Genomic DNA, 25867 nt, shown 5'->3' with positions numbered 1-25867 from the left:
AAAAGGTGGAGGCCTGTGGGTATCAGAGCACACCTCCCCAACAGCACTTTTTGTATGCCGGAATAGATTGCAGCTAGGCCTTTCCCAACCCTCTCTAGTTGTTGAATCTGAAGCTTCGGGAGGCTCAATGAAGTATGTAGATTTCTGCCTCTAGGCTAAACACAAACTCTTTGCATCCTGCTTTTGCCCATAAAGATCAATATTACCTTTTCCTAGAACCTTAAAAAGCCAATAAAACACTGACTTTTTAAGGTTGAAATTATCAAGTTATCACTAACCTCATTATTCTTTTACATGAAAATTTTTGTACTCGGCAATTCTGACCCCAATCTAGAAAAATTACCGTTCTCCAGCACTCTCAAGTAGTTGATAAACTCGCCCAGGGAAATCGCCAATAAACCCATCTACACCAAGGGATATACTGCGCTCAATATCATCTGTATCGTTAACTGTCCAGAGATCGACGGCTACACCTTTACTCTGAAAAAAGCGAACATAGGGCTTAGTGGTAATACTGTATGGCAGTTGGGCAACTTCAAAGTCCGGCCTGAAAGCCCATCCAAAGCCTGAACTCCAGGCTAGACTGGCCTCTATAAGTTCACCGATTGTTGCACTCGTTCTAATCTTTCCCCCGCTGATATCACGAAAATGCCCCATAGCCCTATTGTGCTGGCTAGCCACAGTAACTTGCTGTTCCATTCTGTAGTCAACAATTACTTGCCATAGTATTTCTGATAAGACCTTATCATTTGGTTTAATTTCAATGTTAAATATGGCATCAGGATAGCGCTCAAATAGTTCATTTAATGTTAAGAGGACGAGCCCTTGGTTTCGGAATGGGTAACTATCACCATTATCTAGGGTAAACTCATATCCAGCATCCAATGCTTTTATTTCTCCCAAAGTCAAATCTTCTATTTTATCCGAGACACCTGCATTTTTTTTAAGGTCTGCATCGTGATTGATAATAATGAACTGATCTTTCGACAAATGTATATCCAGCTCTAGAATATCTGCCCCCTGCTCCAATGCCATATCAAAAGCCAGGGTGGTACTTTGAGGGTACTCACCAGAAGCTCCTCTGTGAGCAAGGATATCAATAGCCAAAACCTTATTGTAAGCCATCATAGATAAAACCAGACAAGTAACGATCCTGAGCACGTTGTTCATTTAGAAGTTTCCTATATTTTAAGAGAAGAGCTATTAGTCAGACACAAACAAAAGCCAGTCCAAAATAGATTCTACAGAGAAATAGTATTGGATCTACTATTTCTCACACATATAAAGCACGAATTGACTCATTCAACCTATTTAAACTATTTAAACCATATAAGAGATACAAAAGTAACTCTTACAGCCTTCAAGGCTCTTTTTGTTCACGTATACCCAACCAAAGAACCAACCATTAAAGCACTTAAATCTGATTGATAACCCACTCTAAATGCACCCATCAGTTTTAAGCAATATAATACATTTAAATATTAAGCACTAATGCACAAATCTAGAAAATATCGCCACCAAATTCATTAACTAAACAAAGCTTCCATTATCAATTATGGAAATATCGATCAAGCTTCTGGGTTGGAAATTCCATCCTTTAAGCTAAAACAAAACATTTAGATCAAGCCAGGAAGGTTAAGAGCGGTCGAGAGGGCCTGAAAATCCTCCCCCTTCATCTATACAGGCAAGCAAAAATAAAAATATATCGAACAATATAAAGCCTAGAGCAATTTAGACCTATTTAGACCTATTATTCTTGCACAAACATGTTGCAGATCACGACAAAAACCCTCCTCAAAATGCAAAAGCATATACTGGTTAAGCTTCTATACATAAACAAAAGGGTTAGATTAGAGTGCATGGTTAGTATGTAGGTTTTTAAAAGATAAAACATACTTCTAGCCAGGCAATTAGCCAACGGCGCTTCGGCGTATTTAGCCGACAGCAACTACCCAAGGCTACCGACTCGGAGCCCAGATTTATAAATTTGGAGAATCCCATGGAAAGATACGCATTATTTACCGGTACATATAACCTACTTATGGGTGGAATAAAGGACTTCAAGCGATCATTTCACAATAAGGAGGACGCCTATAAGGAAATAGAACAGATTGCCAAAACTGATCCATTTACTCACTGGGCACAGATATTCGACAAGAGAACTGATAAGGCAAGAATTTTTAATATTGTCGATGAAAATGTGATTGAGAGCAAAATCAATGACTGCCCGAAACAATCTGCTAAATCAATGGCGAAGGCTGTAACTAAGTTTTGCTAAATAGTATTCAGCCAGCTTGTGAGCCCGCGTAAAGCAGGCTCGCAAACCCTCGCATATTTATTAGCGGTATCGAATAGCAGATACCTATGTGGCTATTCAGTAAATAAGGAGGTTCTTACTTTCCAACAATACCTGTGCGCTATCAATTCTGCGGGTATCTCTACCCCAAATCACCAATAGCAGCAAGTATAAAGAAGAAATTACTCCGATCTTAAAGCTACTCATATGATTCGGAAGGGTAGCTTCGACACAGGCGTATCCCAGTCTACAAAAATTTATAGCGCTAATAGTAAAACTGTGCTGTCCATAGGTGTATCTCGGTGAAACGGAAACCTCATGAAAAACCACTTACATGGACTAGCTCAATCTTAATCTGAAATACCCAATGAAAAGGAGGTGTTTACCGGTTTTGCTGCAGGAACCTAGACCTAAAACCAAAGATAAGCCCGATGATCCATGCTAATAATCGCATTATCAAACAAAAAATATGAAGCTCAAGCCAGTAAAAGAACTCGGCAATATATCCAAAGCTGATATGATTCAGAATGTATCGAGAGACACCTTAGAAACCGTTTCAATTCGCGACGTAGACGCCCATCTTGAGGATAATCGATGGGTATCCAACCGTAAGAACCATATTGACACAGCCATTAAAAAAACAGCCTTGACTTGTGCCCTCCTCTAGGAGCCTACCCATCGACAGATTCGAGTCATCAGTGAACTGCGTAAACGCGGTTCACTTGTGTGTCCTCGTGGCGTTCGAAGTATTTGGCTAAGATCACACTAAAAGATTTCAAACTGAGATTAATAGAGCTTGGGGCTAAGATGGAGAAGGGACTCACCCTCACCGAGCCACACGTTCAGGCCTTGGAGTGAAAGCAGCAAAGGAACAGCGATTAGAAATTTCTATCTGAAGTTGGATAACCAGCTGCTTCCAAGCTACTCATAAAAAAATCTTCATATCGTATGACAAAAGGGAGTAGGATCAGTTGAACTTCTTCCCAGTCTCTCTCTTGACAACAAATTCTATCTGCTACTCTTCACTGCCTACCATCATACTCAAAAGCTCTATGATCGGCTCCAGTATACCCACCTAACTAATATTTGAATCTTTTTAACGGGATACCGAGAAACAAAGCTTTAATATAGATTAAGGCCCAAATTGCCACACCGAAACAGAAAAGAAAAAATTCGTATAAGTGAGTTTGTAAGTCCTTAATAAACAAGGACGAATCTGGGATGGCCGACGGGGATCGAACCCGCGACCTCAGGAGCCACAATCAAACCTAAATCCATTTAACTATCATATAGTTACCGCCTATCGTGTGCAAAAGGCAAGATAGTTTACCTTCGCTCTAAGCCCCATGGTTACTCAGCTCCACAAGTTTTGGCACACACAAAGACTGTATATTTTCACAGAGTTCATATTCCAATCTCCAGCAGTTGACCCCACTAAAAGGTACAGGCTACAGAACAAAGTTCCTGCCGCATCTTCCATTTCACATGAGTATCTTCGGCACCAAGAATAGAGCCCCTGATCGAACTTGTGGTATCCGAAAGGGATAGCTGGGACACGAAAGCATCCCAACTTACCGGCAGCTTAAAACTTAGTCTGCACTTTTAGTGAAATACAGGCTATCTTTTACTCGACTACCGGTGCCTGGATCAGTGACATACCAAATTAGCTCATAATCTCCAGCTTCGAACCAAGCAGGTATGTTTAGATAATTTCTAGTGTAATCTTTCGCCTCAGAATAATTTAACACCACCTCCCTTGAATTATGAATGGGGTAACTATCTCCGTTGGGAAACTTGAGTACACTCCACTGCTCGAACATAACCAATGACTGCGTAGAGTCTAAATTACGAATACTTGCATCATAATTGACTCTCCCACCATAGGAAGGAACTGTGAACTCAGTAGGTTCGTCAATATCAATCGCCAACTGAATGTCGGAGACATCACCCTCAACAACCAGTTCAATATCCCAGAACTCTACAAAACCACCAGATACAAAGAGTCTAAACTGACCCTCCCCATCAAGGAAGTTATTTGCAAAAAAACTATCCCCATTTTCACAAAAATCGATATCTCCAATTTGGGGTACTGGATCAGGGTTTTCTGGTGTTGGAAGGTCGGTTAGCATCGACATTTTCATAAATTCGTTAAAGAAACCATCAGGCCCGACTGTTTCACTTCTAAACCCATAGCCTGCAAATGAGGCATCACCATCTTTAGGCTCAGTGTTGATACAAATTTTCTCGATAGAATCGAACTTATAGCCGATATCTAACTCCACCTCGTAATCAAATCCACTCTCCATCTTAAAGGGGTATGGTTCACCTAGATCTATTTTAGTACTTATCGTGTCTGCTTGAACCAATGCCGATGCACATACTAAGGTGACACCAGCGATAGATTTTTTCAACACAGCCTTGTGCAGAGTGCAGCTTGCATTCATTTTTTTCAAAATCACATTCCATTAGATACATTGTGAGGCACAACAATACTTCAGACAGTTTTTTTAAATTCAGCCCTAATAGTGCAAAGCCCGTAGCTATATAGGGACAACTGGGACACATAAGCACCCCAGCCTGCCGGGAGCTTAAGGCTTAATCGGCACTTTTAGTGAAATACAGGCTATCTTTCACCCGAACCCCAGTGCTTGGATCGGTGACATACCAAATTAGCTCATAATCTCCAGCTTCGAACCAAGCAGGTATGTTTAGATAATTTCGAGTGTAATCTTTCGCCTCAGAATAATTTAATACCACATCCCGTGACTTATGGATGGGATACTTATCCCCGTTGGGAAGAGTGAGTACGCTCCATTGCTCAAATGTAACCAATGATTTCGAAGAGTCTAAATTACGAATACTCGCATCATAATTGACTCTTCCTCCGTAGGAAGGAACTGAAAAATCGGCAGATTCATCAAGCACGATCGCCAGCTGAGTATCAGAAGGATCACCTTCAATAACCAGCTCAAAGTCCCAAAAATCTACATAACCACCGGACACAAAGAACGTAAATTTACCTTCTCCATCAAGAAAGTTACTCGCCAAGATACTGTTTTCACCTGCACAGAAGCTGATATTTTTCATCCGTGGAAGCGGATCGGGATTTTCTGGAGTTGGAGCATCGACAAAATAAACCATGCGCGTTCCAAACGATAACTGTACACTTTCAGAGCCAGGAACAGGTTCACTTGCCACACGATAGAATGCCGCAGAGGCAAAGCCTTCTTTAACTTCAGTTTTAATACAAACTTCTTCAATGCTATCGAATCGATAGCCAACATCTAAATCTACCTCGTACTCAATTCCATCTTCCATCCTGAAAGGGAACGGCTCACCTAGATCTATTTTTGTGCTGATTGTATCTGCCTGAGCCAGTGCCGATGCGCAGATTAAAGTGATACCACCGATAGAATTTTTCAATACAGCCCCGCAATGGGAGTATTTATTAGTTAACTTCTTCAAAATCACATTCCATTAGATACATTATGAGGAACAACACTACTTCGGACAGTTTTTTAAAATTCAGTCCTAATAATGCAAAGCCCCTGGCTTGAGAAAGGGAAAACTGGGACACATAAGCATCCCAGCCTGCCGAGAGATTAAAACTTAGTCGGCACTTTTAGTGAAATACAGGCTATCTTTCACCCGAACCCCGGTATTTGGGTCAGTCACATACCAAGTCAGCTCGTAATCTCCGGCCTCAAACCAAGCAGGTATATTTAGATAATTTCGAGTGTAATCCTTCGATTCAGAATAATTTAATATCACATCCCGTGACTTATGGATGGGATAGTTATCCCCATTGGGAAATTTAAGTACACTCCACTGTTCGAGTGTCACCAAAGATTGTGCAGAATCTAAATTACGAATACTTGCGTCATAATTGACTCTCCCTCCGTAAGAAGGAACTGAAAACTCGGCAGACTCATCAATTGCAACTCTTAACTGAGTATCAGAGACATCACCTTCAACAAGTAATTTAAGGCTCCATAACTCTACATAGCCACCAGATACGCTGAAATTAATCTCACCTTTTCCGTCAAGAAGATTCTTTGGCAATACATTACTTCCCTCCATACAATGATTGAAGTTTTGCACCTGTTTACTAGGGTTGGGATTTTCTGGAGTTGGGAGAACAATGGAAGGGTATAAAGGTACCGAAATCCATTGTCCAACTAAAGGCGGGTAACCTGGGTTTTCATTTTCCACTTTAAAAACTGCATAGTCCGCATCCCCACCTTTAACTTCAGCATTGATACAAAGCCTTTCAATACTATTGAATTGAAAGCCAACATCTAACTTCACCTCATGAGTAATTCCATCCTCCATCATAAAAGGATACGGTTCACCCAGATCTACTTCGGTACTGATCATATCTGCCTGTACAGATACCGATGCGCAGATTAAAGTGATACCACCGATAGAGTTTTTGAATACAGTCCGGCAATGAGGGTATTTATTAGTTAACTTCTTCAAAATCATATTCCATTAGATACATTATGAGGCACAACAATACTTTGAACAGCTTTTAAATTCAGTCCTATTAATGCAAAGCCCGTGGCTTGATACAGGGAAAACTGGGACACATAAGCGCCCCAGCCTGCCGAGAGTTTAAAACTTAGTCGGCACTTTTAGTGAAATACAGGCTATCTTTCACCCGACTGCCGGTGCTTGGATCAGTGACATACCAAATTAGCTCATAATCTCCAGCTTCAAACCAAGCAGGTATATTTAGATAATTTCGAGTGTAATCCTTCGATTCAGAATAATTTAATATCACATCCCGTGACTTATGGATGGGATAGTTATCTCCATTGGGAAACTTAAGTACACTCCACTGTTCGAGTGTCACCAAAGATTGTGTAGAATCTAAATTACGAATACTTGCATCATAATTGACTCTTCCCCCGTAGGAAGGAAGAGAAAACTCAGCAGACTCATCAAGCTCAATCGCCAACTGAACGTCCGAAATATCACCATCTACAACTAGCTCAAGGTCCCAGAAATCTATATAACCATTAGACACATTGAGTGTAAATTCACCTTCCCCATCAAGAAAGTTTCTTGCTAAGATACTATTTTCTTTCTCACAAACATAGATGCTTTTTTGCAACTGTGAAACAGGGTTTGGGTTTTCTGGTGTTGGAAACTCTATGCTCCTCATCAACCACACCGATCGCGAAATAGTAGCAGGGATAGTGAAAGGCCCTGCAGGTTCACTTTGCACTGAATAAGATATTCTGTTACCAGTTCCATCATCAATTTGAGCACTAATACAAACTTCATTAATGGTATCGAATTGATAGCCAACATCTAAATCTATCTCGTACTCAATTCCATCTTCCATCCTGAAAGGGAACGGCTCACCTAGATCTATTTTTGTGCTGATTGTATCTGCCTGAGCCAGTGCCGATGCGCAGATTAAAGTGATACCACCGATAGAATTTTTCAATACAGCCCCGCAATGGGAGTATTTATTAGTTAACTTCTTCAAAATCACACTCCATTAGATACACTATGAGGAACAACACTACTTCGGACAGTTTTTTAAAATTCAGTCCTAATAATGCAAAGCCCCTGGCTTGAGAAAGGGAAAACTGGGACACATAAGCATCCCAGCCTGCCGAGAGATTAAAACTTAGTCGGCACTTTTAGTGAAATACAGGCTATCTTTCACCCGAACCCCGGTATTTGGGTCAGTCACATACCAAGTCAGCTCGTAATCTCCGGCCTCAAACCAAGCAGGTATATTTAGATAATTTCGAGTGTAATCCTTCGATTCAGAATAATTTAATATCACATCCCGTGACTTATGGATGGGATAGTTATCTCCATTGGGAAATTTAAGTACACTCCACTGTTCGAGTGTCACCAAAGATTGTGTAGAATCTAAATTACGAATACTTGCATCATAATTGACTCTTCCCCCGTAGGAAGGAACTAAAAACTCAGCAGGTTCGTCAAGTACAATCGCCAACTGAGTATCAGAGACATCACCCTCTACAACCAGTTCAAAGTCCCAGAAATCTACATAGCCACCGGACACATTGAATGTAAATTTACCTTCTCCATCGAGAAAATTCTGTGCCAAGACACCATTTCCATTCCCACAGAAATTTATGCTTTTTTGTAGCTGTGGTTCGGGGTTTGGATTTTCCGGCGTTGGGCTAGGCATGCTAATTGCGAGCGTTTGCGCAACAGACTCAAAACGTGGGAAAGTGAAAGGCCCTGCAGGTTCACTTTCTGCTGAATAAAATGCTGAGCCAGCATTTCCATTTTTAACTTCAGCGTTAATACAAATTTCTTCAATGGTATCGAATTGATAGCCAATATCTAAATTTATCTCATGCTTAACTCCATCTTCCATCCTGAAGGGGAACGGCTCACCTAAGTCTATTTTTGTACTAATTGTATCTGCTTGGACCAATGCCGATGCGCAGATTAAAGTCATACCAGCGATAGAATTTTTCAACACAGCCCTGTGCAGAGGGGAGTTTATAGTCAGTTTTTTCAAAATTAAAATCCATTACATACATTATGAAATACAACTTACTTCGGACAGTTTTTTAGAGCCGAATCCCGATAAAGCAAACCCAGTTCCTTGACAATCAAACATTTATCAAATGTCTTGGTAGTTTCAATCTAAGAAAAATAACTTTATCGGTTTGCTAGGCTATAACTGTCCGAAGCATTGTATTTTACCCTTCCCCATCCCTACAAAATTTTTTCCTACCTAACCGTACCAGATACAATAAAAACTGAAGGCGGCACTACTAATTAATCTGGTTATCCCAATAAATATCTTTACGCGAAAAAAATTGCGTAAACACCTCAGCCAAGTTTATGCCTATATCCCCAACAACCATCAGTAATAATTCTTGGCGATTAGCCCCTAACTGTTTTAGTCACCCGCTAGGGATCGCCATAGCCGCAATAGAACTATGCACGGCAAGCCGATTGGCCACTTCAACAATACAGTCAGACACTAAACCTGCGGCCTCATCAACGACGCTCACGGTCTGACCAGAATTCGTGGTTAACGTCTTAGTAGTGACATAAACCGTATCCATAGAATCGCCGGCCGCATCAATCTTCACATTATTCTGGCTATCAATTACGGCAATAACGCATTTGAGCACGGCCACCGCCTGGGCTTCAGCGTTCGCAGACTCTGTTTTTTGAGTAATGGTTGCTCGCACAATGGTGCCGGCGCTATGGCCATCATCGATAGTGTAAGCAAACTGCCAATCAGCCAGGCCTGGCACTCCATCTAAAACGGAAAAACTGGGCATGTCGCCTCCTAAGGTTTTATATCGATATTGTGAGTGATTACTCGGTGCTCGGGGTTCACACCGGCGGCAAATGAGATTCCACCGACAGAGATTTTGTAGACGGTGCGCAAGCCTGCGCACTCGACGTTAACGACTTTTTCCCAGGTCAGCGGATCACAGTTATGCAGGGTCCCAAGCGCAACGCCCACACAATCCTGAGCCAAGTAGACGCGCCCTTCTCTATCCGTAACTGGGGTTTCTCGACTGCAAATAACTTGCGCACCAGTCTCCATCGTCAACACTACGCAGAGCACATTGTCCTGGGGTTTAACGGCTTGGATCGGTGCAAAGTGAGTATTGGAGTCACCCACATCCCAGCATTCGATTAAATCTCCAGGGTGGCAGTTATCTGCTAACAATCCATCGCGCAACCAGGTACCGGCTGCAACGCACCAGGGATCAACCGGGGTGGTAGTGCCACCACCATCTGAAGGGGTTGTGATAGTACCTACAGTCCTTCTACCAATCCCAGCAGAGAGCTTCCAAATCTGTGTCGTTGTGTAATAGGTAACACCACCACCTGTATAGTGCGGGTCATCAACATAGATGTAATACTTGGTAGAAAAACTCAGACCGGTTATGGAGCCGCTATTGTAGGTAACGGTATAACCACCATACTGAACCGTATGGCTCGCAATTGTGATTTTTGCGGACGAGCCGTCATCTGATGCGGAAATGATATTGCTGCTAGTTGGTAAAGCGGGTATCGATCCAACATTTTGTGGAAGACTGCGCTGGTCCGCAATTTGGCCATATTCATTCAGTCCACTCATGTATTGGGCAAACCCAATCAGTGGACGCGGGTTCTGATAGATCCCACCGCTCTCAACACTCTCTGAATCAGTGAGGTGTAATTCTCCTATAACAATATGATCATCAGTGGGATTAAAGCTGACGTGCTTGGAACTGCCATCATAATAATGCGCTCGAAATTCGCCGCGCTCGATGCTGACACACATAGCGCTATAGCTACTGTCCCAATAGCCAGTGCTCGCACGCACAACAATGTAAAGCAGCCCAGCATACCCAGGATTTAGGTGAATACTGGGAACCACCAGCATCTGCCCATTCCACTGAAACCAACCGGGCAAGTTTGCATTGGGATTTCCAGTCGCATCAAACCCGCAAAGCATGGCTTCACCAGGGGTTTCATTATCCCCCAAGTTTGTCCCGCTATTGATTTTCAGGTAAAGACCATTGCCGGTCGGCTCAACCTCATCAATGCGGATATAGTCAAACTGAGTGCGCCCGATTTTATCGTTGTAATTGACAATTGCAGTGGGAGAAAAGTAGCGCACGTCCGCGTGCAGTTGAACGGGCTGGGCAATTGAGTTGTAGCCCAAAGAAGTTTCCACTTCGGCAGCATCACTGGCATTTCCTTTAAAGTAGCCCGTGTACTCTTGCCACGCCTCACCTGCTGCCTCGACGCCTGCGCAGGCGATATAGTGCTGCGTTCCGACAGAATCATCCCCATTGCGATTACAGCGAGTGCCATCAGCACGAAAACCAGCAACGCCTATAAATAGGCTTCTATCTGTATCGCCTTCATTGAAAACAGTAGCGCGAGCCCGAAGGCGGTAGAGCTTAACCGGATCAAAGGGGAAGCGCTCGATATACTCAATAAATGCCTCGCCATTGGATGCCAGAGTTCCCGTACCATCACCGCCAATGCGCAAAACATTACCACCAGCGCGGGCCCCAGAATCTTCAGTTTTCACATAGTAGATATTGTCCTGAGTATTGCCCCCAATAATCGGCCAGTCTTCCTTTGCCGTGGAATCAACAAATGCTTCAATAAATACGGAAGCAGAAGCCTGCTGTGCGCGCAGCTGGGCCCGGCGCACACTCTGCATTGATCCAATGAGGATGCCGTCATCAGTAAACTGACCGGTTGTTTCGTCATAGCCAATAATATTGCGGGTGGAGTCAAACGCTTTTTCTCTCGTAGCGTCTATCGTCGCACTGAGCAATGCGGTTTTTTTGTCGTAGGCGTATTCCCAATTGCTGTCGAAAATAGTGCGGCTAATCGCGGTATTTTCTTGGCGGTCGTCCCAGGCTGGTGTTAACCCCTGCAAGTAACTGGTGAGTGCTGTTAGTGCATTCGTAAAATCAGCTCGCTCAGCATCCAGCACGGTACCCACATTACTGGCCAAGATATCCAGATCCGTTTGATCGCTAATTAACTGATTGTATTCGCGAATCACCTGCAGCTTTTCATTCTTGTGCAATACGCCATCAGCGGAAATATTGCCCAGGTCTTCCAGCGCTGCCTCTGCATCTTCCTTGGCCTCCTCTGCAGCATCCAGAGCTACCTGTAAATCGGGGTCGAGTGCTGGATCTTCCTGATCTGGGTACGGCTCTCTTGACTTGGGTACAAACAGCAGCTGTACGGCATTTGCACCCAGGCAGGTGCTGCCCAGGCCAGCATTACCGGGACTGCTGGGGCTCTCCCCATAACAGGCAACAATTTTGCTACTCGTAAGCACTGGCATAGGGTTGTCGGTGCCGTCCACCAAAAGAACAATCCCACCTGGGGCACCGCCGCCCCCGCTGCCGCCGGCCACACCCCGAATCCCTACCAAGCCTGCACTTGCATCCTCACCGGAGGAATCAATTTTGCCGGAAACCCCAAAAGCGATTCCCCTCGCTACTACAACAAGCCCCGCGCCACCTGCGCCGCCGTCACCCCCTCTTCCATCTCGCTCGTGGATATTATCCACTCGGTTGTAGTAATAACCGTCTCCACCATCTGCGCCGCCGCTACCGCGTATATCGTCGGGAATCCCTTGAAGGTCGCCGGCATAATTTTCGAGATTGAGCGGCGGCATGACTTCATTTCGGCCGGTGACCACCTCACCACGACTTGAGCGGTAAATATATCCGGACTGATTGAAGCTGCCCGACAAGCTGCCATCACCACCACGGCAGGAACCCAAAAAGCCAACGCCGGTATTTCCAGGAACACCGGCCAGTGAACCCTCGATCTGCAAGACACCGCGCACCCGCAGCTCCACATTGTTGGGCACGGAAAGCGTGAGACCTGCCGGTATAGTGAGGTCGCCCAGGTGGTAATAAATCGCACGACTATCGGTGCTGCCGGTCAGTGTGCCGTCTGCCGTAAGAAAACCATCAGCATCGATGCTGAGGCCGGCGGCCGCCATTTCTGTGCCTTCGCTCGCATACCAGCTATCAGGCAATTCAGCGCTGGTACTTTTGGATTGATCGGCAACCATGCCGGCAGGTTGGTAGCTTCCGAACAGGTCAACACTGACCGCGCCCGTCACTTGGTTAATACTGACTCTCTGAACCTCCATAGCCCGATCTAAGCTGTATTCATCCATCCCTAAAGCAGGAAGTAGCCGGATGTAATCCAGCTCATAGCTATAGTCTGCAGTGTGGTCATGGCCAATATCGATGCGGATTAGCTCGATATCACCGCCGGTCCAGTCGTCCTCCTGGGATAGATCCAATACAAATTCTTGCCACTCATCTTTAACACTGTTCATCCGCTCGATAAGATCGAGCATTTCATCCGCGCCCGCTGAAAAATAACTGCTACTTCCGGTGTGTTTGAAAAACAGTTTACTGCCTGTACCTGCAGCGATCGGCTCATCACTGGTGCGACGAATGCGCAACTTTATATAGGGCAGATCCACACCAGGAAAAGTGGGGGAGAAACTGCGGCTAATCCAGGGATTCTCACCAACGACATTAACCGCCAGCACTCCATCTTTCACACTGGATGAGGTGATACCATCGCGAGGTGTCCAACCCTCGTTATCACTGGTAAAGTTAAATTCATAGGGGCGATCCCCTCGAATCGAGTGATCGCGCAGCTGCGGTAAGCTCACCCGCACTATATCCCCTACTTCCAGGTCATTCTTACTTGGGAGTAAACCCAAGCGCAGACTCAGCGGCGGACCAGCAAAGCGATCCCTAAGCGCATCAAAAGTGTTTTTAATCGTAGTGTAGGTATGGCGTGAATTATGGAGCCCTCTAAATGCCAAAGTGTGCTGTTTTGCCTCACCGTGTACAGCGATTGAATCAGCATCAAGTACGTGGTTTGTACGCAGATACTTGCCGTCAAATCCAGGCTGCTCAAACCAACTCCACTCAACAGAAAATACATTCCGCACACCCGCCAAGCTATATTTCAGTTCACCAAGGCTAGTAACATCATCAGGACCAATTGTCGCTACACTTCCAGAATCGGCGAGTACTCCAGCCATACGACGAAACCCCAACTGGCCAGCAGCATTAACTGGCATAAATGCACCGAGCAACAGATTGATTTCAGTCTCGATAAACTTCTTGCCATCCGTTTCTTCGAGTCCGTCGAATCTTAAAATCTTACCTTTGGAGTGGTCGCTGGGCTTGTACCAGTCTGAACCTATATTTTCGAACTGATCGCGGACCACATAGCTAGGATCTATCCCTAGATGCCAATTGCTGGGCAGTGCATCATCGGTACCTAAGATAGTGCCAGTAAGGAGCGCATACGCCAGCTGAGGGCCTGGACCTTCCAGGTAAACAAACTCTTCTACTTCTAACCCGCTTTCATCATCGCTGTCTTCTGGGAGTATATGGTCACGGGCATAGGTACCGAACAGACCTCGAGTACAGCCAGTAAAGCTACTATCGGTTTTACCGGTAGCCCGAACAATTTCGAAACCATCCTGATATTTAATTTTCAGGTAATAAACTGATTGATTCGGGGCATCGCCATAGGCTGAGGTGTGCGGGCTTGGTTCGAAGCTGCTTGCATCGTAAACTTGTAGGATAACGTCAGATTTAGAGAAGTCTGCAGATAAGCGCGTACTGTTAAGTACAAAAATATCACTGCGCATTTCCCGCTGAATATCCCGGCAACGCACACGGTAAATACCGTTCGTGTAAGAAATAGACTCCTCAGCAATCTGAGTCTGCTCAAGCCTAAAATTCTCCCAAGCAAGGCCAGCAAAACTTTGATATAAGCGGACTGTACTTCCCTTAATACCGCGCCCCTGCTCCAGCTCATCACGCAGTACATAGGATAACTGAGCGGCGATATCGACCACTTCAAAGGAGATTGCTCCTATCTGTGCCAACCCCTGCTCAGGAATAATTTTTTGGCTGGTGGAACTGCACTTCTTTAAGGTCCCAAGAATCGCATTGGCAGGAAGCCCGGGAATATCCGTATGACTACTGATATAGAGCGGCATGTCATAGCCAATCTCAATCACCAATCGCAATTGCCGCTGCGGAGCCTGGTTATGCAAATCAAATATTTCAGTGCTGTTGCGCATAATTAAGCAATCACTTGAACCGTGGTAAACGAGAAGATAAAGCGACCATCTTTCTGCCGCTTTTCTTTGAAGGATTTAAATTTGAGCTGCACTTGTTGGGGATCATCAGCAAGCGCTAACGTTCCGTAAGCATCGAAAGTAAAGAACTCACCGAACGCGCAGCTTCTTTTGAACTCACGCCAGCGTACGAGCTCTGTACTGGTAAGCTTGAGCGGCACTGTCTGGCAAACGTATTCCTCTTCGAGGCGATAGACCGTGTACTCGCTTTGTCCACTGAGCGCTTTATGTTCTTTACCTTCAAGCCGGTCACTGCTGTCATAGCGCTTCAACTTCGCTTCAATCTGGAAGTCACTACCATCACCAACTAGTGAGCGAGTTGGAGTGTATTGAATCAGCATGAGCTACTCCTTTATCCAGTAAGCTCTAGAGCTTGACGGCTGTTCTTATCGAACAGCACCAGTTCTCCCTCACTCATCTTGGTTTGAATTTCTTCTATAAATCGTTCACCGCTATCGCCAACGACATCTCCCTGAATCTGGATAATCACTTGAGAAGCTGGTTGTTGCGATTCCCCTTCGACTACCTCATCAATACCAGACACACCAGGGCTCTCTACGGCTGAACCCGTTGTGCTGATACTGGGTGCGGCAGCACTGCCTGAAACGCCGCTGGGCGCTTGCAAATCAGACAGCATCCCAGCTATTTGAATGCCCTGACCAATAGCTCCGGCAATCATGGGAATATTTTGCGGGTATCCAATTTCAGAAGCTTTTGCGATATTTTTTACAAGGGAAACCCCGGTAGAGAAAACGGCCATTGCCATCTCTGCTTTCGCAGCTTTTTGGTTATAGGCCGCTGCTGCCGATAGCACTTGGCTAGCTCCAGTAACAAACAGTTGAAGTCTGCTTTTATTGGATGCCTTCTCGAACTTTTCACGCTGCTTTCGATGTTTGTTTTCTAAAAGGGTGAGATTGCGCTCATAGGTATCGTGCGCAATTAACTTGCTGGCGAATGCCTGATCCAGCAGTGCCATTTCTTCATCTTGTTGTACCTGCAGCTGTTCCATTTCGGTAAGCCAGGAAAGCTGCAACGTCTCCAAGCGGGCAACCATGCGCTGGCGTTCTGCTTCAGTTAAACCATCCTCACCGATCAGCCCCTCTTCGCCTTCACCATTGGCCGTGCGTTCCTGTTCTTCAGCCATGGCCATTTGGAAGCGCTCTTTCTCACGATCAGCGTATTCCGTGCGTAGCGCTTCAATGGATTCAAATCCCCGCCTGGTAAGCTCTTCCTCAGCAACTTGCAATCCAGCTATTTGTTGGAGCCGCTGTTCATGATCCAGTTTTATTTTGCCTTGTTGATTGGCTAGGAACTGATCCAGCTGTATTAATTGAGCAGTGCCCGCCTCCTCTGCCATTGCGCGCTGTTGGGCTATACGATCACGCTCAGATTGCTCCCTCGCGGCTACTGCGGCTTCTTCAGCTTTTCTCTCTTCATCCTGCCGCTTTTTCTGCGCGGCTATTTGTTCACTCTGTAGCTCAGCAAGTTGGCTGCGTATCATTTCAGATCTGTTGCGATGGATTTCGACCTGAACCTGAATGCCTTCGGCTTCTGCCTTGGCCAGCATTTGCTGATGCCACACATACTGGTTATGCAGTTCAGCAAATTGTGTACGCTGCTTTTCCTCATCGGTAGGCGCGAGTCCGCGCCGCAGGGTATCTACGGCACCGGTTAGCTTATTAATACCGGATGTCGCAATGCTGGTGGAACCCGCAGTTTCACTGAGCCCCTCAAGAAACTCCTGCCAGGACTGCGCCAAGGAATCAGTAGCACCGGTAAGGCCACCCGCTTCAGCAGCACCAGCACCGCCCACCTGCTGCTCAAGCTTTAACAGAATCATGCGCTGAGCTTCCATCACCCGCCCAGATTCCTGCATGGTTTTAATCTGTTCTTTTTCTTGCTCAGTAAAACTTACCCCAGACCGCTTGAGCGAAGTTAAGCCGGTCGATGGATCTTCTAATGCCTTACCCAGCTGCAGCGCTGCATTCTTGCCATCGCCTCCCATCACCGCTGCCAAATCCTGACTTAGCCGAATAGCGTCATCGAATACTGGGCCTTGAACGCCTTTAAAAGTGAGTAACACTCCTTGGGCTTCATGGATACCGGTAACACTGGCCAGGGTTGCGCGGGCCACTGAACGGGCTTGTTCATCCAGCTGCTCTGCAGTTCGACCACTGGCACTACCGGTCGCCTTCAGCAGTGCCTCAATCTTGAGCTGACACCGCTCCATTTCTTCACCAGCACGAATACTTTTGTACATCACGGCTGTGACACCAGCGATCGCGACACCAAAAGTCGCCCACGCCAAGTTCCCACTGGTAAGCAATCCATTAAGCGCACCGACTCGACCAGAAACACCCCCCAAGGGACCATCGATAGCGGCGACACCCTGTGCAGCTCCGCGCATGGAACGGCCGAACATATCACCCGCTGCACTGGTGGACTTCAGTTCTCGGGTTAGCTTTTTATTGCGTGCAGTAGCTTGGTCCATCTCCCGCTTATATTGCGTGGAGCGCAGCTCCAGGTTGGCCACCATCGTGGCCATGGAAGTTTGTTTTGCCATTGCTCAACTCATGGAGTTCCAGATTGCGATTTGCTGTTGCACGGTTTTGGGTTTGCGCGCTTGAGGTAGGTATTGAGAGACTTTGCCTCCCAGGGTGCCGGCAGCGATATGGGCGAGTTGCCACTGCTGCACTTCGGTCTGTAAGGGCCGCTCGGAGTGGAATTCATACCAGTGATCCAACTCGGTAGAACTCATGGAGCGCAACATATTGAAATAATCGGGACGATTAAAATCCCGCGCGAGCTGCCGGGCAAAGTAAAAACCCGGCACTAGCCTTTTTTTTCGGTGCCCTCGCTTTCTATTTCGCTATCCGCCTCTTCAGTTTGGACATCGACAAACAGCCCGGATAGCTTAGCCGCAGGGACATAGAGCACATCGATCAATTTAGGCGTAACACCGCGAATCAGCCGCTGATGAATATCTTCCAGTGAATCCTGGCAGTCCGGCTTCATCCAGATGGCATAGGCAACCAGCAGTAGTTTCTTACTCACCTCCCCCATACGAAAAGCCCAAAGCTGGCCAAAGGTCTCCAGCTGAGTTTCCGGTAACTCTTCATCTTGGGGGAGTGGAATATCTTCAGTAGTTTTTTGCAGATACTCACAGCGGTGGTAGGCACTCAGTTCAAAAAGCTCGACTTCTTGCTGACCGAAAGATACGGTTTCAGATTCTAAAATAGGCGCAGGTACAAAACTCATGGTTAGCTACCTGCGGTTACTGAGGGTTTACCGGAAATCTTAAACTTCACGGTGCGGGTGATCTTGTCATCCTTGGGTACCGCCTTACCCCAGCCGGTAATATGGCCGGTAAATTCCACGGTGGTACCTTCTGGGTATTCAACCTTGTAATGCTTATTGGTATCGGAGTCGTAATCTGCGCGCAGTGCCTGCTGGCCGCTGTCGGTCTCTTTCCAGATCAAGGTAATTGAAACCTCGCCGGCATCACGCAAGCCGGAGGGGTCGTAGTCCATATAGCCGCTGGTGCCATCCATCGGGGTCATATCCACAGAACTGCGGGACTCTTCACCGGGTTCAAGATCCAACATGCCCGCCACCTGTAAATAGGAGCTGCCATCATCACTGCGATAAAACTTGGTTTTGTAACCTTGTGCCATAGTTATGATCTCATTAGGTTAAGTAATTAAAAGTCTGTGGGTTCACTGGAATACTGGGCGCTGTAGGTCAGGCGCACTTCGCCCAGCGGGTGATCTTGGTCGAGGGCAAATTGCGTTTGGTTCAGCAGGAATAACTCACAGGTGTCCTCAAGAGAGTCATCTTGCAGGACGCTTTCAATATCGGCTGCAGCCTGATCCAGCTCGACATAAATATCTCCGTTGCTCTTCACTACTGCGGCAATAGTGAGATCCAATTGCCGACTGGTGCCACCGTCCATTTGGTGGTCCACCGGTTCATTCGCAAAGCCCACAATAATCGCCGGCAGCTTTTTCGGGCAGATGCCCTCTGTGGTACCGGCCGGGGGAAAAGTGTAGCCGGATAGGGTTTTTAGCTTGCTTAATACGGCATCGCGGATGGTGATGCGTTGGGTCATTAGGATTGCTCCGGGAATTTTGGGCATAAAAAAACCCGCTGGTGCGGGTTAAGGATCTTACTTAATCAAAACTTTAACTTTGTGAATCACTTATTTTGAATACCTCAACCAGGAAATCTCTTACCAAACCCATAGATTCAAGCACATAATGATGCTCAATCATTATGACGCCTTCTCCTTCAGAGTAGAGACCTTCAATATTTTCTAACCTAGTTACTTTTTCTGGTTTAACCAACTCGGTATTACCCTCAGCGTGAGCTAAACAATTTCTTAAGAGTTGAAAATCAACAATCTTACTCCACAACCGTCCTAAATCACCTTTGCCAAAGTCAGCAACTTTAAGGTCTTTAGAAAGAAAGGATTTACAGCGTTCTATCCCTTTATCACTCGAGCTGACTTGCCCGAATTCCGCATCCTTTTGCCGACAAATAACCGTCATAGAATTTTCAAGAAATGCATACAATCCCAAAATCGCACCAATTCTATGCACTCTAAAGAAAAAATGATCGAGTTCTCGTATATCATCTGATAAAAGCTCTTTCACCCCTTCCATTTCTGGATCGTCGTAAACCTCCCTATATCTATCGCACATAGTGTCATATTCAGACTTATGAATATTTTCAACCTTCAAGAAAGCGTCTTTCAATACTGAGATTCGCTTATCTATTAGATCGGCATTAACAGGGTGAAGCAGGTGGCTATAAGGGGCCGGCTTAAAAGAAAATTCGTTCATATGATACCTGTGACGTTTAGCAACTATTTAGAAATTACAACAATCTCATTGTTGCCAACCTATCACAGAGGCTGTATTAAAATCCAACAAACCTACCATATGAAAAAGGCAGCAGCTGCTGAACACCCAAAGGAGAGTGAGAATTGGGCGAGCGCTATTTCCCTGCGGTATTGTATTCACGCTCACAGCCGCCATAAAAAGAAAACTCAGCCCTCTATATCTGGGGAATTTAGCTGCTCCAGCACCTCGTCAAGAAATCCAGCCAACACGCCTTGAGCTTCAGGCTGTGGGCAAGACAGCTCATTAACTAACTGTCTTGCCCAACGGCGAACCAACAGTTCGGTATCCATTGCATCAACATCACGCAGGAACTCACACGCCAGCTGGCGACCTGTTGATTCAGCCCCTTGAACTTCACCCGTTTCAAATTCGACAATTTTATTCATGCTGCCTCTTCGTCCATTTTGGCTTCCATCCAGCGCCTTACCTTCAGCGCCATTCAGTCTTCAGTATCCCAAACCGGCAATTCGCCGGTTTGGAAGGGTGCGATGAAGTACCGACCCTAGACGACTTTTAAAGACGGCCCCCCTGGCAACTTATCGCGGAGCTGTTCCGCGTACCGGGCAACCTCTTCCAATACCGCTTTACGCCATTTGATTTGCTGTACTGGGGCACCGCTGGAGTGGTTCTTGCCAGTATCGCAGTAGCGGCCAAACTCTTCCCCTTTAGGCAAGAGCTCCCAGCGCTTCTGCTTTGGCTTATATTCCACGCGCTTCTGAAGCCCCATACTCTGAAGGATGGTATTGAACTGTTGGCCGCTCATTTCGTACGCTTTACCCAATTCCGATGGGGTATAGAGAGGTTCGTTATTCTCGGCCTCCAGGTGGGTTACCCCCATTAGCTTCATTGGGCTGATGCCGGTGGTTTCTTCCACTACCCGATTGGCCAGTAAGATTGCCTGATTACCCTTCATACCCATTCGCTTGGCTAATCCGTGGGCCGCCCCAAATGAGCGATTGGCCACTATCAATAACTTGTCACCTGATAACTCTTCTTTAGGTTCACCGTATTGACCCGTCTTGCGAATGCTGGGCAGAACCTCATGAGTTACCCAGCGTTTGAACGCTTTGGCTTCAGACTTCTGGCTTGTCAGGATTACCGAGTACAAACCTGCCTCATTGATGAGGTTCACACCACGATTTCCAAAACCGCCGATCTGGCGGTTTTGAACTTCGTCATCATCCAATTTACTAGTCATCTTATGGGCATCGGAATACCCAAGCACTTCTGCTACATCCTTCGCGATAAACCACGGCTCACCATCCTGCTCAATGACACGTACTTGGCGGCTTTTGAAATCAAATGGAATCACGTTACTCATAATCACTCTCCTGTGGTTAATGTTCAGTACTTTGCTTCGCAGCCATACGTTCGGCGGCGTAGGTCAATCCATCCAGGACCGCGCCCTCTTCGCCACAGAGGGCATTGAGTGCGGCGGTTTTTACTGGGGAGTCGGGCCATTCCAGAATGTGCTGGCGGGCCAGGTTTAAATACTGCAATTCACGCAACTGCTGGACATGAGCCGGCTGTAGCGCAGGTTGGGAGTGATTAACTGTGGAGATTGCGTGGGTACTGGCCATGGCGGCCTCCATGTAGTTTTAGAGGTGCCGCTTTGCTGAGGCGGCGGGACTCACTAAGGCCTACATAGAAGCCCGGGCGCTATTCCCCCAAAGGGGTGTTGTATTTACGCCTATCTCATCCCGCCATTACAGGCATTTCGCGCACGGATTTCGGGCGCAAAAAAACCGCTGCTAACGGGTGCGGGAGACCGCTATGTAAGTTTTAGGCCTCCAACACTACACGCCAAGCACGGTTTAAACAATACCTTGTCACCAATCTCCAGTTAATCACTCCAAATATATGGTTTTCTATACAGCCCGTTTCCGCAGGCAATAAAAAACCCCACCAGCGCTAACTGGTAGGGTTTTTTAAGTGCTACTCAATAAAGAGAGTAGCGAGCAACTATTAACTAGTATCTATCTTAAATCGGCTCCACTTCAGGAGTAGTGCGCAATCTCCGGAGCTTAGCCTTTAGCCAAACTGAAAAATCGTTATTGTCCTTCCTGCCTTCGGCAAGATCTACAATCCAATCTGCCAGCACATCATCGGGAGCCACTATCGTGAAACCATTCCCCTCAAGGAAGGTGAATGTCGATACCAGGGCCGTCCGCTTATTGCCATCATTGAAAACATGGCCGCGAGCAATCGCTTCGGCATAGATGGCTGCAACCTGCTCTATACCTGTGAACTGCCGATAGTGAATATTAGCGAAGATACGCCCGACAACCGCTTCTGCGGACATGCCGGGCTTGCTGCCAGGAAGGCCGGGGTACTGCTCCAAAATGGAGTCGTGTATTGCCTCAATATCCGAGGCGTCTAAGTGCGATAGGTCGTCCACATTGACCATTAGAAAGCCTCTTTAGCGGTCCTTTAGGATCTCCATAGCACGAGCGTGCTTATTGATCAGGCGCTGACTGATCGCTTTAACCTGATTCCTATCGACTACCTTGACTTGGCGCCCGTCGATGATCTTGGTGTGGGTCTCGACTCTGGTCGCAGGGCTCTGAATCGCTTGAATAGACATGATATACCCTCCCTTTCTTATTCGCGCCGTTAAGCACGTTTTGCGCATATCTGCGCGGTGTTGAGAAAGTGTACCACTGCGTATGACAGAAGTGGTAATTTTTGCCCTCTCATCTTTGGGTCATACAAGTATCCATCACCTACCCATCCACCAACACCCGCCAAACCACCCCATCATCCGCCAGCCGCTTGCGCACCTTATACTCCACCCCACCCAACGTAATCACCGCATCAGAGTTGTAAGCTCCCACCTCACTCACTAGCAGACTCAACTCTACACGCGGCACCCGCACGCGCTCCTCATCATCGAAGTCATCAATCTCCTGCTCAAAGATCACCAGGCAATCAATAGGTTCACCGTCGCTACCATCGTCATAGGTAGCGGCTTTGCCCCATTTGCGGAACGCGCGCTCTGCGGCTCTTTGGTCCAGGTCCATGAATCACCTAGGCCTTCACCGTGCCCGGTACGCCGGTAAACTTGACGGCAAAACTGGTAACGCCATTCCCGGCGGCCTCTGCGGCGAAGACGGTGGAGCCGGTGATATCGCCAGTGGCTGCGGTGGCTGCATTACTATCGAATGAGCTGGAGGCGACCACCCAGGTGAGGGTTTCGCCCTGATTGATCTCTGCGGCGGATACCTTGGGCACGCTGAATACGCCATCAATGGCAATCACGCCGGAGGCGCCCACGGCGATATCATCCATCGCCACACCCAGGACGGCACCTGCGATTACCACCTGGCCGGAAGTAATCACTGCGCTGGTGTTGTTGGTGAAATCGAGCATACGCCCGTCTTGTACAAAATTCGTAGCCATAATATTTTTCTCAGTGGATAAAGCAGTAGAAATAAAAAAGGCCGCGCGATGCGGCCTTTTTCAAAAAAATCGATTATAAATTTAGTTAATAAGCTGCGTATAAATTAACTCACAGTTAGAGGTATTCTCTTCAACTCTGAACTTCAAGGACTTTTGAGCAATAGAAGCTGACAAAAGCATTGAATAAATCTCAGAGTGTAGCCCGTTACCTTTTGTCAAAGTAATAAATCTACCCTCATTTAGGGTGCAGTTCAGCGATGACATATCAGCGTCAAGCTCAATATGAATATTCTCTGTACCACCATGTGGATAAAGAGTCGTGATATTTGCCGAACAAGAGTTAGCACCACAGGACCCGGCAGATACAAAATTTGAAAATAGGAATAATAAAAGAAAGATTGGTAATTTCTTCATAGTCTCCTCAGACCAATATTAACTTTAATAACTAGAACTAGAGCACCAATTTGTTAGGCTTTTGGTGTCTTAACCATTCCCTTAGTATCCCAGGCTTTGGCTGCGGCATCCAGGCGGACTTTGAATTCCACCCCGTCGATATTCCAGCCGTTTTGCTGTTCCAGCACTGGAGCCTGCTGACCATCCAGATAGAGCACTTCGATGGTGTCGTGCACTACCGGGTCGGCATTGAGGTACCAGCCGTTGTGTCCGCTAAGGCGCGCATCAGAGAGCACTTCGGCAATATTGCGCACGCTGTTTGGAGTGGTGTTGTTTTTAGTGGATTCGCCCACTTCGAATTCGGATTCCAGAGCAACCTTTGCGCTGCCTTCGTCGGCAATATCACAGAGCAGGAACTTGGGCCGGATATTGAGCACTGCGCTGCCATCCTTTTGCTTGCCCATCAATACCCGCGCGGCATCAATGCTGGCGGTATTGATAGATGCAGTGCTGGCTAAGTTTTTGCGATCCGCATGGAACAGGGCTTTTCCATCTGCCATTTTGGGGTTGTTGAGCAGGATGCTGAACACTAGATCCCCTACGGTGCGCACGGCGGCGAGGCCCATCTTTTGTGGGATTCGGGTAAAGGCTCCCAGGTCGTCATTAATAATCGCCTGGCGGTTAATAGAGAAGAGTTCCCCGTAAGTCGCCAGTGCGGCAGTCTCGGCCCGTTCGCCGATACTCACATATTTAAATTCTGCCCCGGGTGCGACTTGGCGCAGTGAGGGGAAGCTGCCCAGGTCCGTGCGGGTTGTTAGTTTAAAGTCACTGAGGTTGCCGACGCTGGTAAAGTGCGGGAAGATCTCTTGTGCTTCTTCATAGCCTTTCAGCATGGATTTATTAGCAATATTGCCAAGGACAGTCGCGAAGTCACCAGAGCTATGGGTAAACGCTGCGGCGACCACACCCATCCGATCCAGGCCGGACAAGCTCTGTCCATGGGCCTGCATCAGAAAACGGGCAATCTCCATCATAGTGTAGCCACTGAGTTCATTGCCCTCTGTGCGCTTTTCACCGAGGGCACGTACGGCAATGGCATTTTCGGCATCGGCCTTAAGCCGTTTAATACCCTCACCTTCCTGCACCACTACGCTGTAGCTTTGTACTGGGGTTGGGGTTTGATTGCCCAGGGCTGCGAGAAGTTTGTCTTTGGCGCCCTGCACTGAGCAGTCCATATCATTGAGACATTCCTGCATCACAACACTGTGCGCTTCAAAACCTTTAAATGCGGCCGTGATATCCTCTTTGCGTTTTTTCTCATCCGCTGCAAATTGTGCTCTCGCATCGGCGACAATCTGCGCTTTCATTTCTGGGGTGACCTCGGTCGCAGCGGTTGCAGCTGGCGTGGTGGAGGTAGTTTTCGGCATGGCTTGCGCCTCCTTGGGTTGGGGTGTCTGCAACCGCAGACGGAGTAGATGGATTATTAGGAGCTGAAATATATTTTGTGATTGAAGCGGTAAGCTCAGAGGCGTCCCCCAAACCATTTACCAATATGCTGTGGGTTACTTCCGCAGCGCTTTCGGTGCGAATAGGTTCAGGCGTATTTTTGAAAGACGACACCAGGGATTTACTGGCACAAGCCTGCATCTCAATAGCTTCGGTGGTACCAGCCGCAAAACCCGCAGCTAACGCTTCCTCACCGATATACCAAGTCTCGTCATCCATTAATGGTATGAGCTGTTCTGTATCTAACTCGGTTGCATCAGAGTATTCACGGACCATCACATCGCGCACTCTAGCCAGTAAATCGCGAGCCTTCTCCATAGCGCGATAATCTCCCGATACGCTACGGGCTGGGTTATGGATCATGAAGTAGCCGTTTGCGGCAATATGCCTTTTTTCAGGCTTTGCGGTGAGAAACAGAATGGTTGCCATACTTGCGCAGAGCCCATCAATCCAGCACTCAATTTCAGCTGGATGCTCCTTCAGCAAGGTATACATGGCAGTACCGTCATACACACTTCCACCGGGAGAATTGAAACGCAGATTAATCTTGCTAATGTTGCCCAGCCCACGTAAATCCCTGGCAAATTCACTAGCAGTGATTCCCCAAGCTCCGATCTCGTCATAAATAAAAACTTCAGCTACGCCATTGGCCTGGGCCTTAATGTCGTACCAGGATTGATCTGGCATGAGTCACTC

27 protein-coding genes are annotated in these 25867 nt (G+C 46.9%); 2 read left to right on the top strand and 25 right to left on the bottom strand.

Features of this window, described 5'->3' with window-relative positions; all coding sequences use genetic code 11:
- Positions 1–13: 13 nt before the first annotated feature.
- Positions 14–154 carry a DNA-processing protein DprA gene (locus ACJJIS_RS07290; RefSeq protein WP_475710341.1) on the top strand — a complete coding sequence of 47 codons (141 nt, stop codon included), beginning with the start codon at positions 14–16 and terminating at the stop codon, positions 152–154.
- A gap of 185 nt (positions 155–339) precedes the next feature.
- Here the strand turns inward: ACJJIS_RS07290 and ACJJIS_RS07285 are convergent, their stop codons facing one another.
- Entirely contained in the window at positions 340–1170 is an 831-nt protein-coding gene (locus ACJJIS_RS07285; protein WP_475709863.1) for a glycerophosphodiester phosphodiesterase family protein, read from the bottom strand.
- An 829-nt stretch (positions 1171–1999) separates the two neighbouring features.
- Here ACJJIS_RS07285 and ACJJIS_RS07280 point away from each other — a divergent pair.
- Positions 2000–2278: a hypothetical protein gene (locus tag ACJJIS_RS07280; RefSeq protein ID WP_475709862.1), complete on the top strand. Its 279-nt coding sequence runs from the start codon at positions 2000–2002 to the stop codon at positions 2276–2278.
- A 1607-nt stretch (positions 2279–3885) separates the two neighbouring features.
- On the opposite strand, the gene ACJJIS_RS07275 is transcribed toward ACJJIS_RS07280, so the two are convergent.
- The 24 genes from ACJJIS_RS07275 to ACJJIS_RS07160 all read right to left on the bottom strand — a co-directional run bounded on the left by ACJJIS_RS07275 (position 3886) and on the right by ACJJIS_RS07160 (position 25858).
- Positions 3886–4740 carry an RbmA family biofilm matrix protein gene (locus tag ACJJIS_RS07275; RefSeq protein ID WP_475710340.1) on the bottom strand — a complete coding sequence of 285 codons (855 nt, stop codon included), beginning with the start codon at positions 4738–4740 and terminating at the stop codon, positions 3886–3888.
- Between the two features lie 151 nt (positions 4741–4891).
- Positions 4892–5761: an RbmA family biofilm matrix protein gene (locus tag ACJJIS_RS07270; RefSeq protein WP_475709861.1), complete on the bottom strand. Its 870-nt coding sequence runs from the start codon at positions 5759–5761 to the stop codon at positions 4892–4894.
- A 144-nt stretch (positions 5762–5905) separates the two neighbouring features.
- On the bottom strand, positions 5906–6775 hold the full coding sequence (locus ACJJIS_RS07265) for an RbmA family biofilm matrix protein (RefSeq protein WP_475709860.1): 870 nt from the start codon (positions 6773–6775) through the stop codon (positions 5906–5908).
- A gap of 142 nt (positions 6776–6917) precedes the next feature.
- Positions 6918–7793, bottom strand: coding sequence for an RbmA family biofilm matrix protein (locus ACJJIS_RS07260; RefSeq protein ID WP_475709859.1), 876 nt, complete (start codon positions 7791–7793; stop codon positions 6918–6920).
- A 144-nt stretch (positions 7794–7937) separates the two neighbouring features.
- On the bottom strand, positions 7938–8813 hold the full coding sequence (locus tag ACJJIS_RS07255) for an RbmA family biofilm matrix protein (RefSeq protein ID WP_475709858.1): 876 nt from the start codon (positions 8811–8813) through the stop codon (positions 7938–7940).
- 391 nt (positions 8814–9204) lie between these two features.
- The gene (locus ACJJIS_RS07250) at positions 9205–9591 is read right to left on the bottom strand and encodes a hypothetical protein (RefSeq protein ID WP_475709857.1); all 387 of its coding nucleotides are present in this window, start codon (positions 9589–9591) and stop codon (positions 9205–9207) included.
- Between the two features lie 8 nt (positions 9592–9599).
- Entirely contained in the window at positions 9600–14915 is a 5316-nt protein-coding gene (locus tag ACJJIS_RS07245) for a hypothetical protein (protein ID WP_475709856.1), read from the bottom strand.
- 2 nt (positions 14916–14917) lie between these two features.
- Positions 14918–15313, bottom strand: a complete 396-nt coding sequence (locus tag ACJJIS_RS07240) for a hypothetical protein (protein ID WP_413662480.1) — start codon at positions 15311–15313, stop codon at positions 14918–14920.
- Positions 15314–15324: 11 nt separating this feature from the next.
- Positions 15325–17535: a hypothetical protein gene (locus tag ACJJIS_RS07235; protein WP_475709855.1), complete on the bottom strand. Its 2211-nt coding sequence runs from the start codon at positions 17533–17535 to the stop codon at positions 15325–15327.
- 3 nt (positions 17536–17538) lie between these two features.
- Entirely contained in the window at positions 17539–17805 is a 267-nt protein-coding gene (locus ACJJIS_RS07230) for a hypothetical protein (RefSeq protein WP_475709854.1), read from the bottom strand.
- Entirely contained in the window at positions 17805–18230 is a 426-nt protein-coding gene (locus tag ACJJIS_RS07225) for a phage minor tail protein domain-containing protein (protein ID WP_475709853.1), read from the bottom strand. The genes ACJJIS_RS07230 and ACJJIS_RS07225 overlap by 1 nt, the downstream gene beginning before the upstream one ends.
- A gap of 2 nt (positions 18231–18232) precedes the next feature.
- Positions 18233–18646: a phage tail tube protein gene (locus ACJJIS_RS07220; RefSeq protein WP_475709852.1), complete on the bottom strand. Its 414-nt coding sequence runs from the start codon at positions 18644–18646 to the stop codon at positions 18233–18235.
- Positions 18647–18672: 26 nt separating this feature from the next.
- Positions 18673–19080, bottom strand: a complete 408-nt coding sequence (locus ACJJIS_RS07215; RefSeq protein ID WP_475709851.1) for a hypothetical protein — start codon at positions 19078–19080, stop codon at positions 18673–18675.
- Between the two features lie 73 nt (positions 19081–19153).
- On the bottom strand, positions 19154–19813 hold the full coding sequence (locus tag ACJJIS_RS07210) for a hypothetical protein (protein WP_475709850.1): 660 nt from the start codon (positions 19811–19813) through the stop codon (positions 19154–19156).
- A 206-nt stretch (positions 19814–20019) separates the two neighbouring features.
- The gene (locus ACJJIS_RS07205; RefSeq protein WP_475709849.1) at positions 20020–20259 is read right to left on the bottom strand and encodes a hypothetical protein; all 240 of its coding nucleotides are present in this window, start codon (positions 20257–20259) and stop codon (positions 20020–20022) included.
- Positions 20260–20375: 116 nt separating this feature from the next.
- Positions 20376–21194: a BRO-N domain-containing protein gene (locus ACJJIS_RS07200; RefSeq protein ID WP_475709848.1), complete on the bottom strand. Its 819-nt coding sequence runs from the start codon at positions 21192–21194 to the stop codon at positions 20376–20378.
- A gap of 16 nt (positions 21195–21210) precedes the next feature.
- Positions 21211–21453, bottom strand: a complete 243-nt coding sequence (locus tag ACJJIS_RS07195; RefSeq protein ID WP_475709847.1) for a hypothetical protein — start codon at positions 21451–21453, stop codon at positions 21211–21213.
- A 401-nt stretch (positions 21454–21854) separates the two neighbouring features.
- Positions 21855–22280, bottom strand: coding sequence for a type II toxin-antitoxin system death-on-curing family toxin (locus ACJJIS_RS07190; RefSeq protein WP_475709846.1), 426 nt, complete (start codon positions 22278–22280; stop codon positions 21855–21857).
- A 12-nt stretch (positions 22281–22292) separates the two neighbouring features.
- A complete protein-coding gene (locus tag ACJJIS_RS07185) occupies positions 22293–22457 on the bottom strand; it encodes a hypothetical protein (RefSeq protein ID WP_475709845.1) in 165 nt (54 codons plus the stop codon).
- A gap of 139 nt (positions 22458–22596) precedes the next feature.
- Complete coding sequence (locus ACJJIS_RS07180) at positions 22597–22893, bottom strand: head-tail joining protein (RefSeq protein WP_475709844.1); 297 nt, start codon at positions 22891–22893, stop codon at positions 22597–22599.
- Positions 22894–22900: 7 nt separating this feature from the next.
- Positions 22901–23272, bottom strand: coding sequence for a capsid cement protein (locus tag ACJJIS_RS07175; RefSeq protein WP_475709843.1), 372 nt, complete (start codon positions 23270–23272; stop codon positions 22901–22903).
- A gap of 81 nt (positions 23273–23353) precedes the next feature.
- Entirely contained in the window at positions 23354–23686 is a 333-nt protein-coding gene (locus tag ACJJIS_RS07170) for a hypothetical protein (RefSeq protein ID WP_475709842.1), read from the bottom strand.
- A 53-nt stretch (positions 23687–23739) separates the two neighbouring features.
- Entirely contained in the window at positions 23740–25092 is a 1353-nt protein-coding gene (locus ACJJIS_RS07165; RefSeq protein ID WP_475709841.1) for a phage major capsid protein, read from the bottom strand.
- Positions 24983–25858, bottom strand: a complete 876-nt coding sequence (locus ACJJIS_RS07160; protein WP_475709840.1) for a head maturation protease, ClpP-related — start codon at positions 25856–25858, stop codon at positions 24983–24985. Before ACJJIS_RS07160 ends, ACJJIS_RS07165 begins: the two co-directional genes overlap by 110 nt.
- Positions 25859–25867: the final 9 nt, after the last annotated feature.

The sequence above is a fragment of the Microbulbifer maximicatervae (SeqCode) genome, from assembly GCF_056231245.1.
This window is presented reverse-complemented; position numbering and strand designations above follow the sequence as displayed.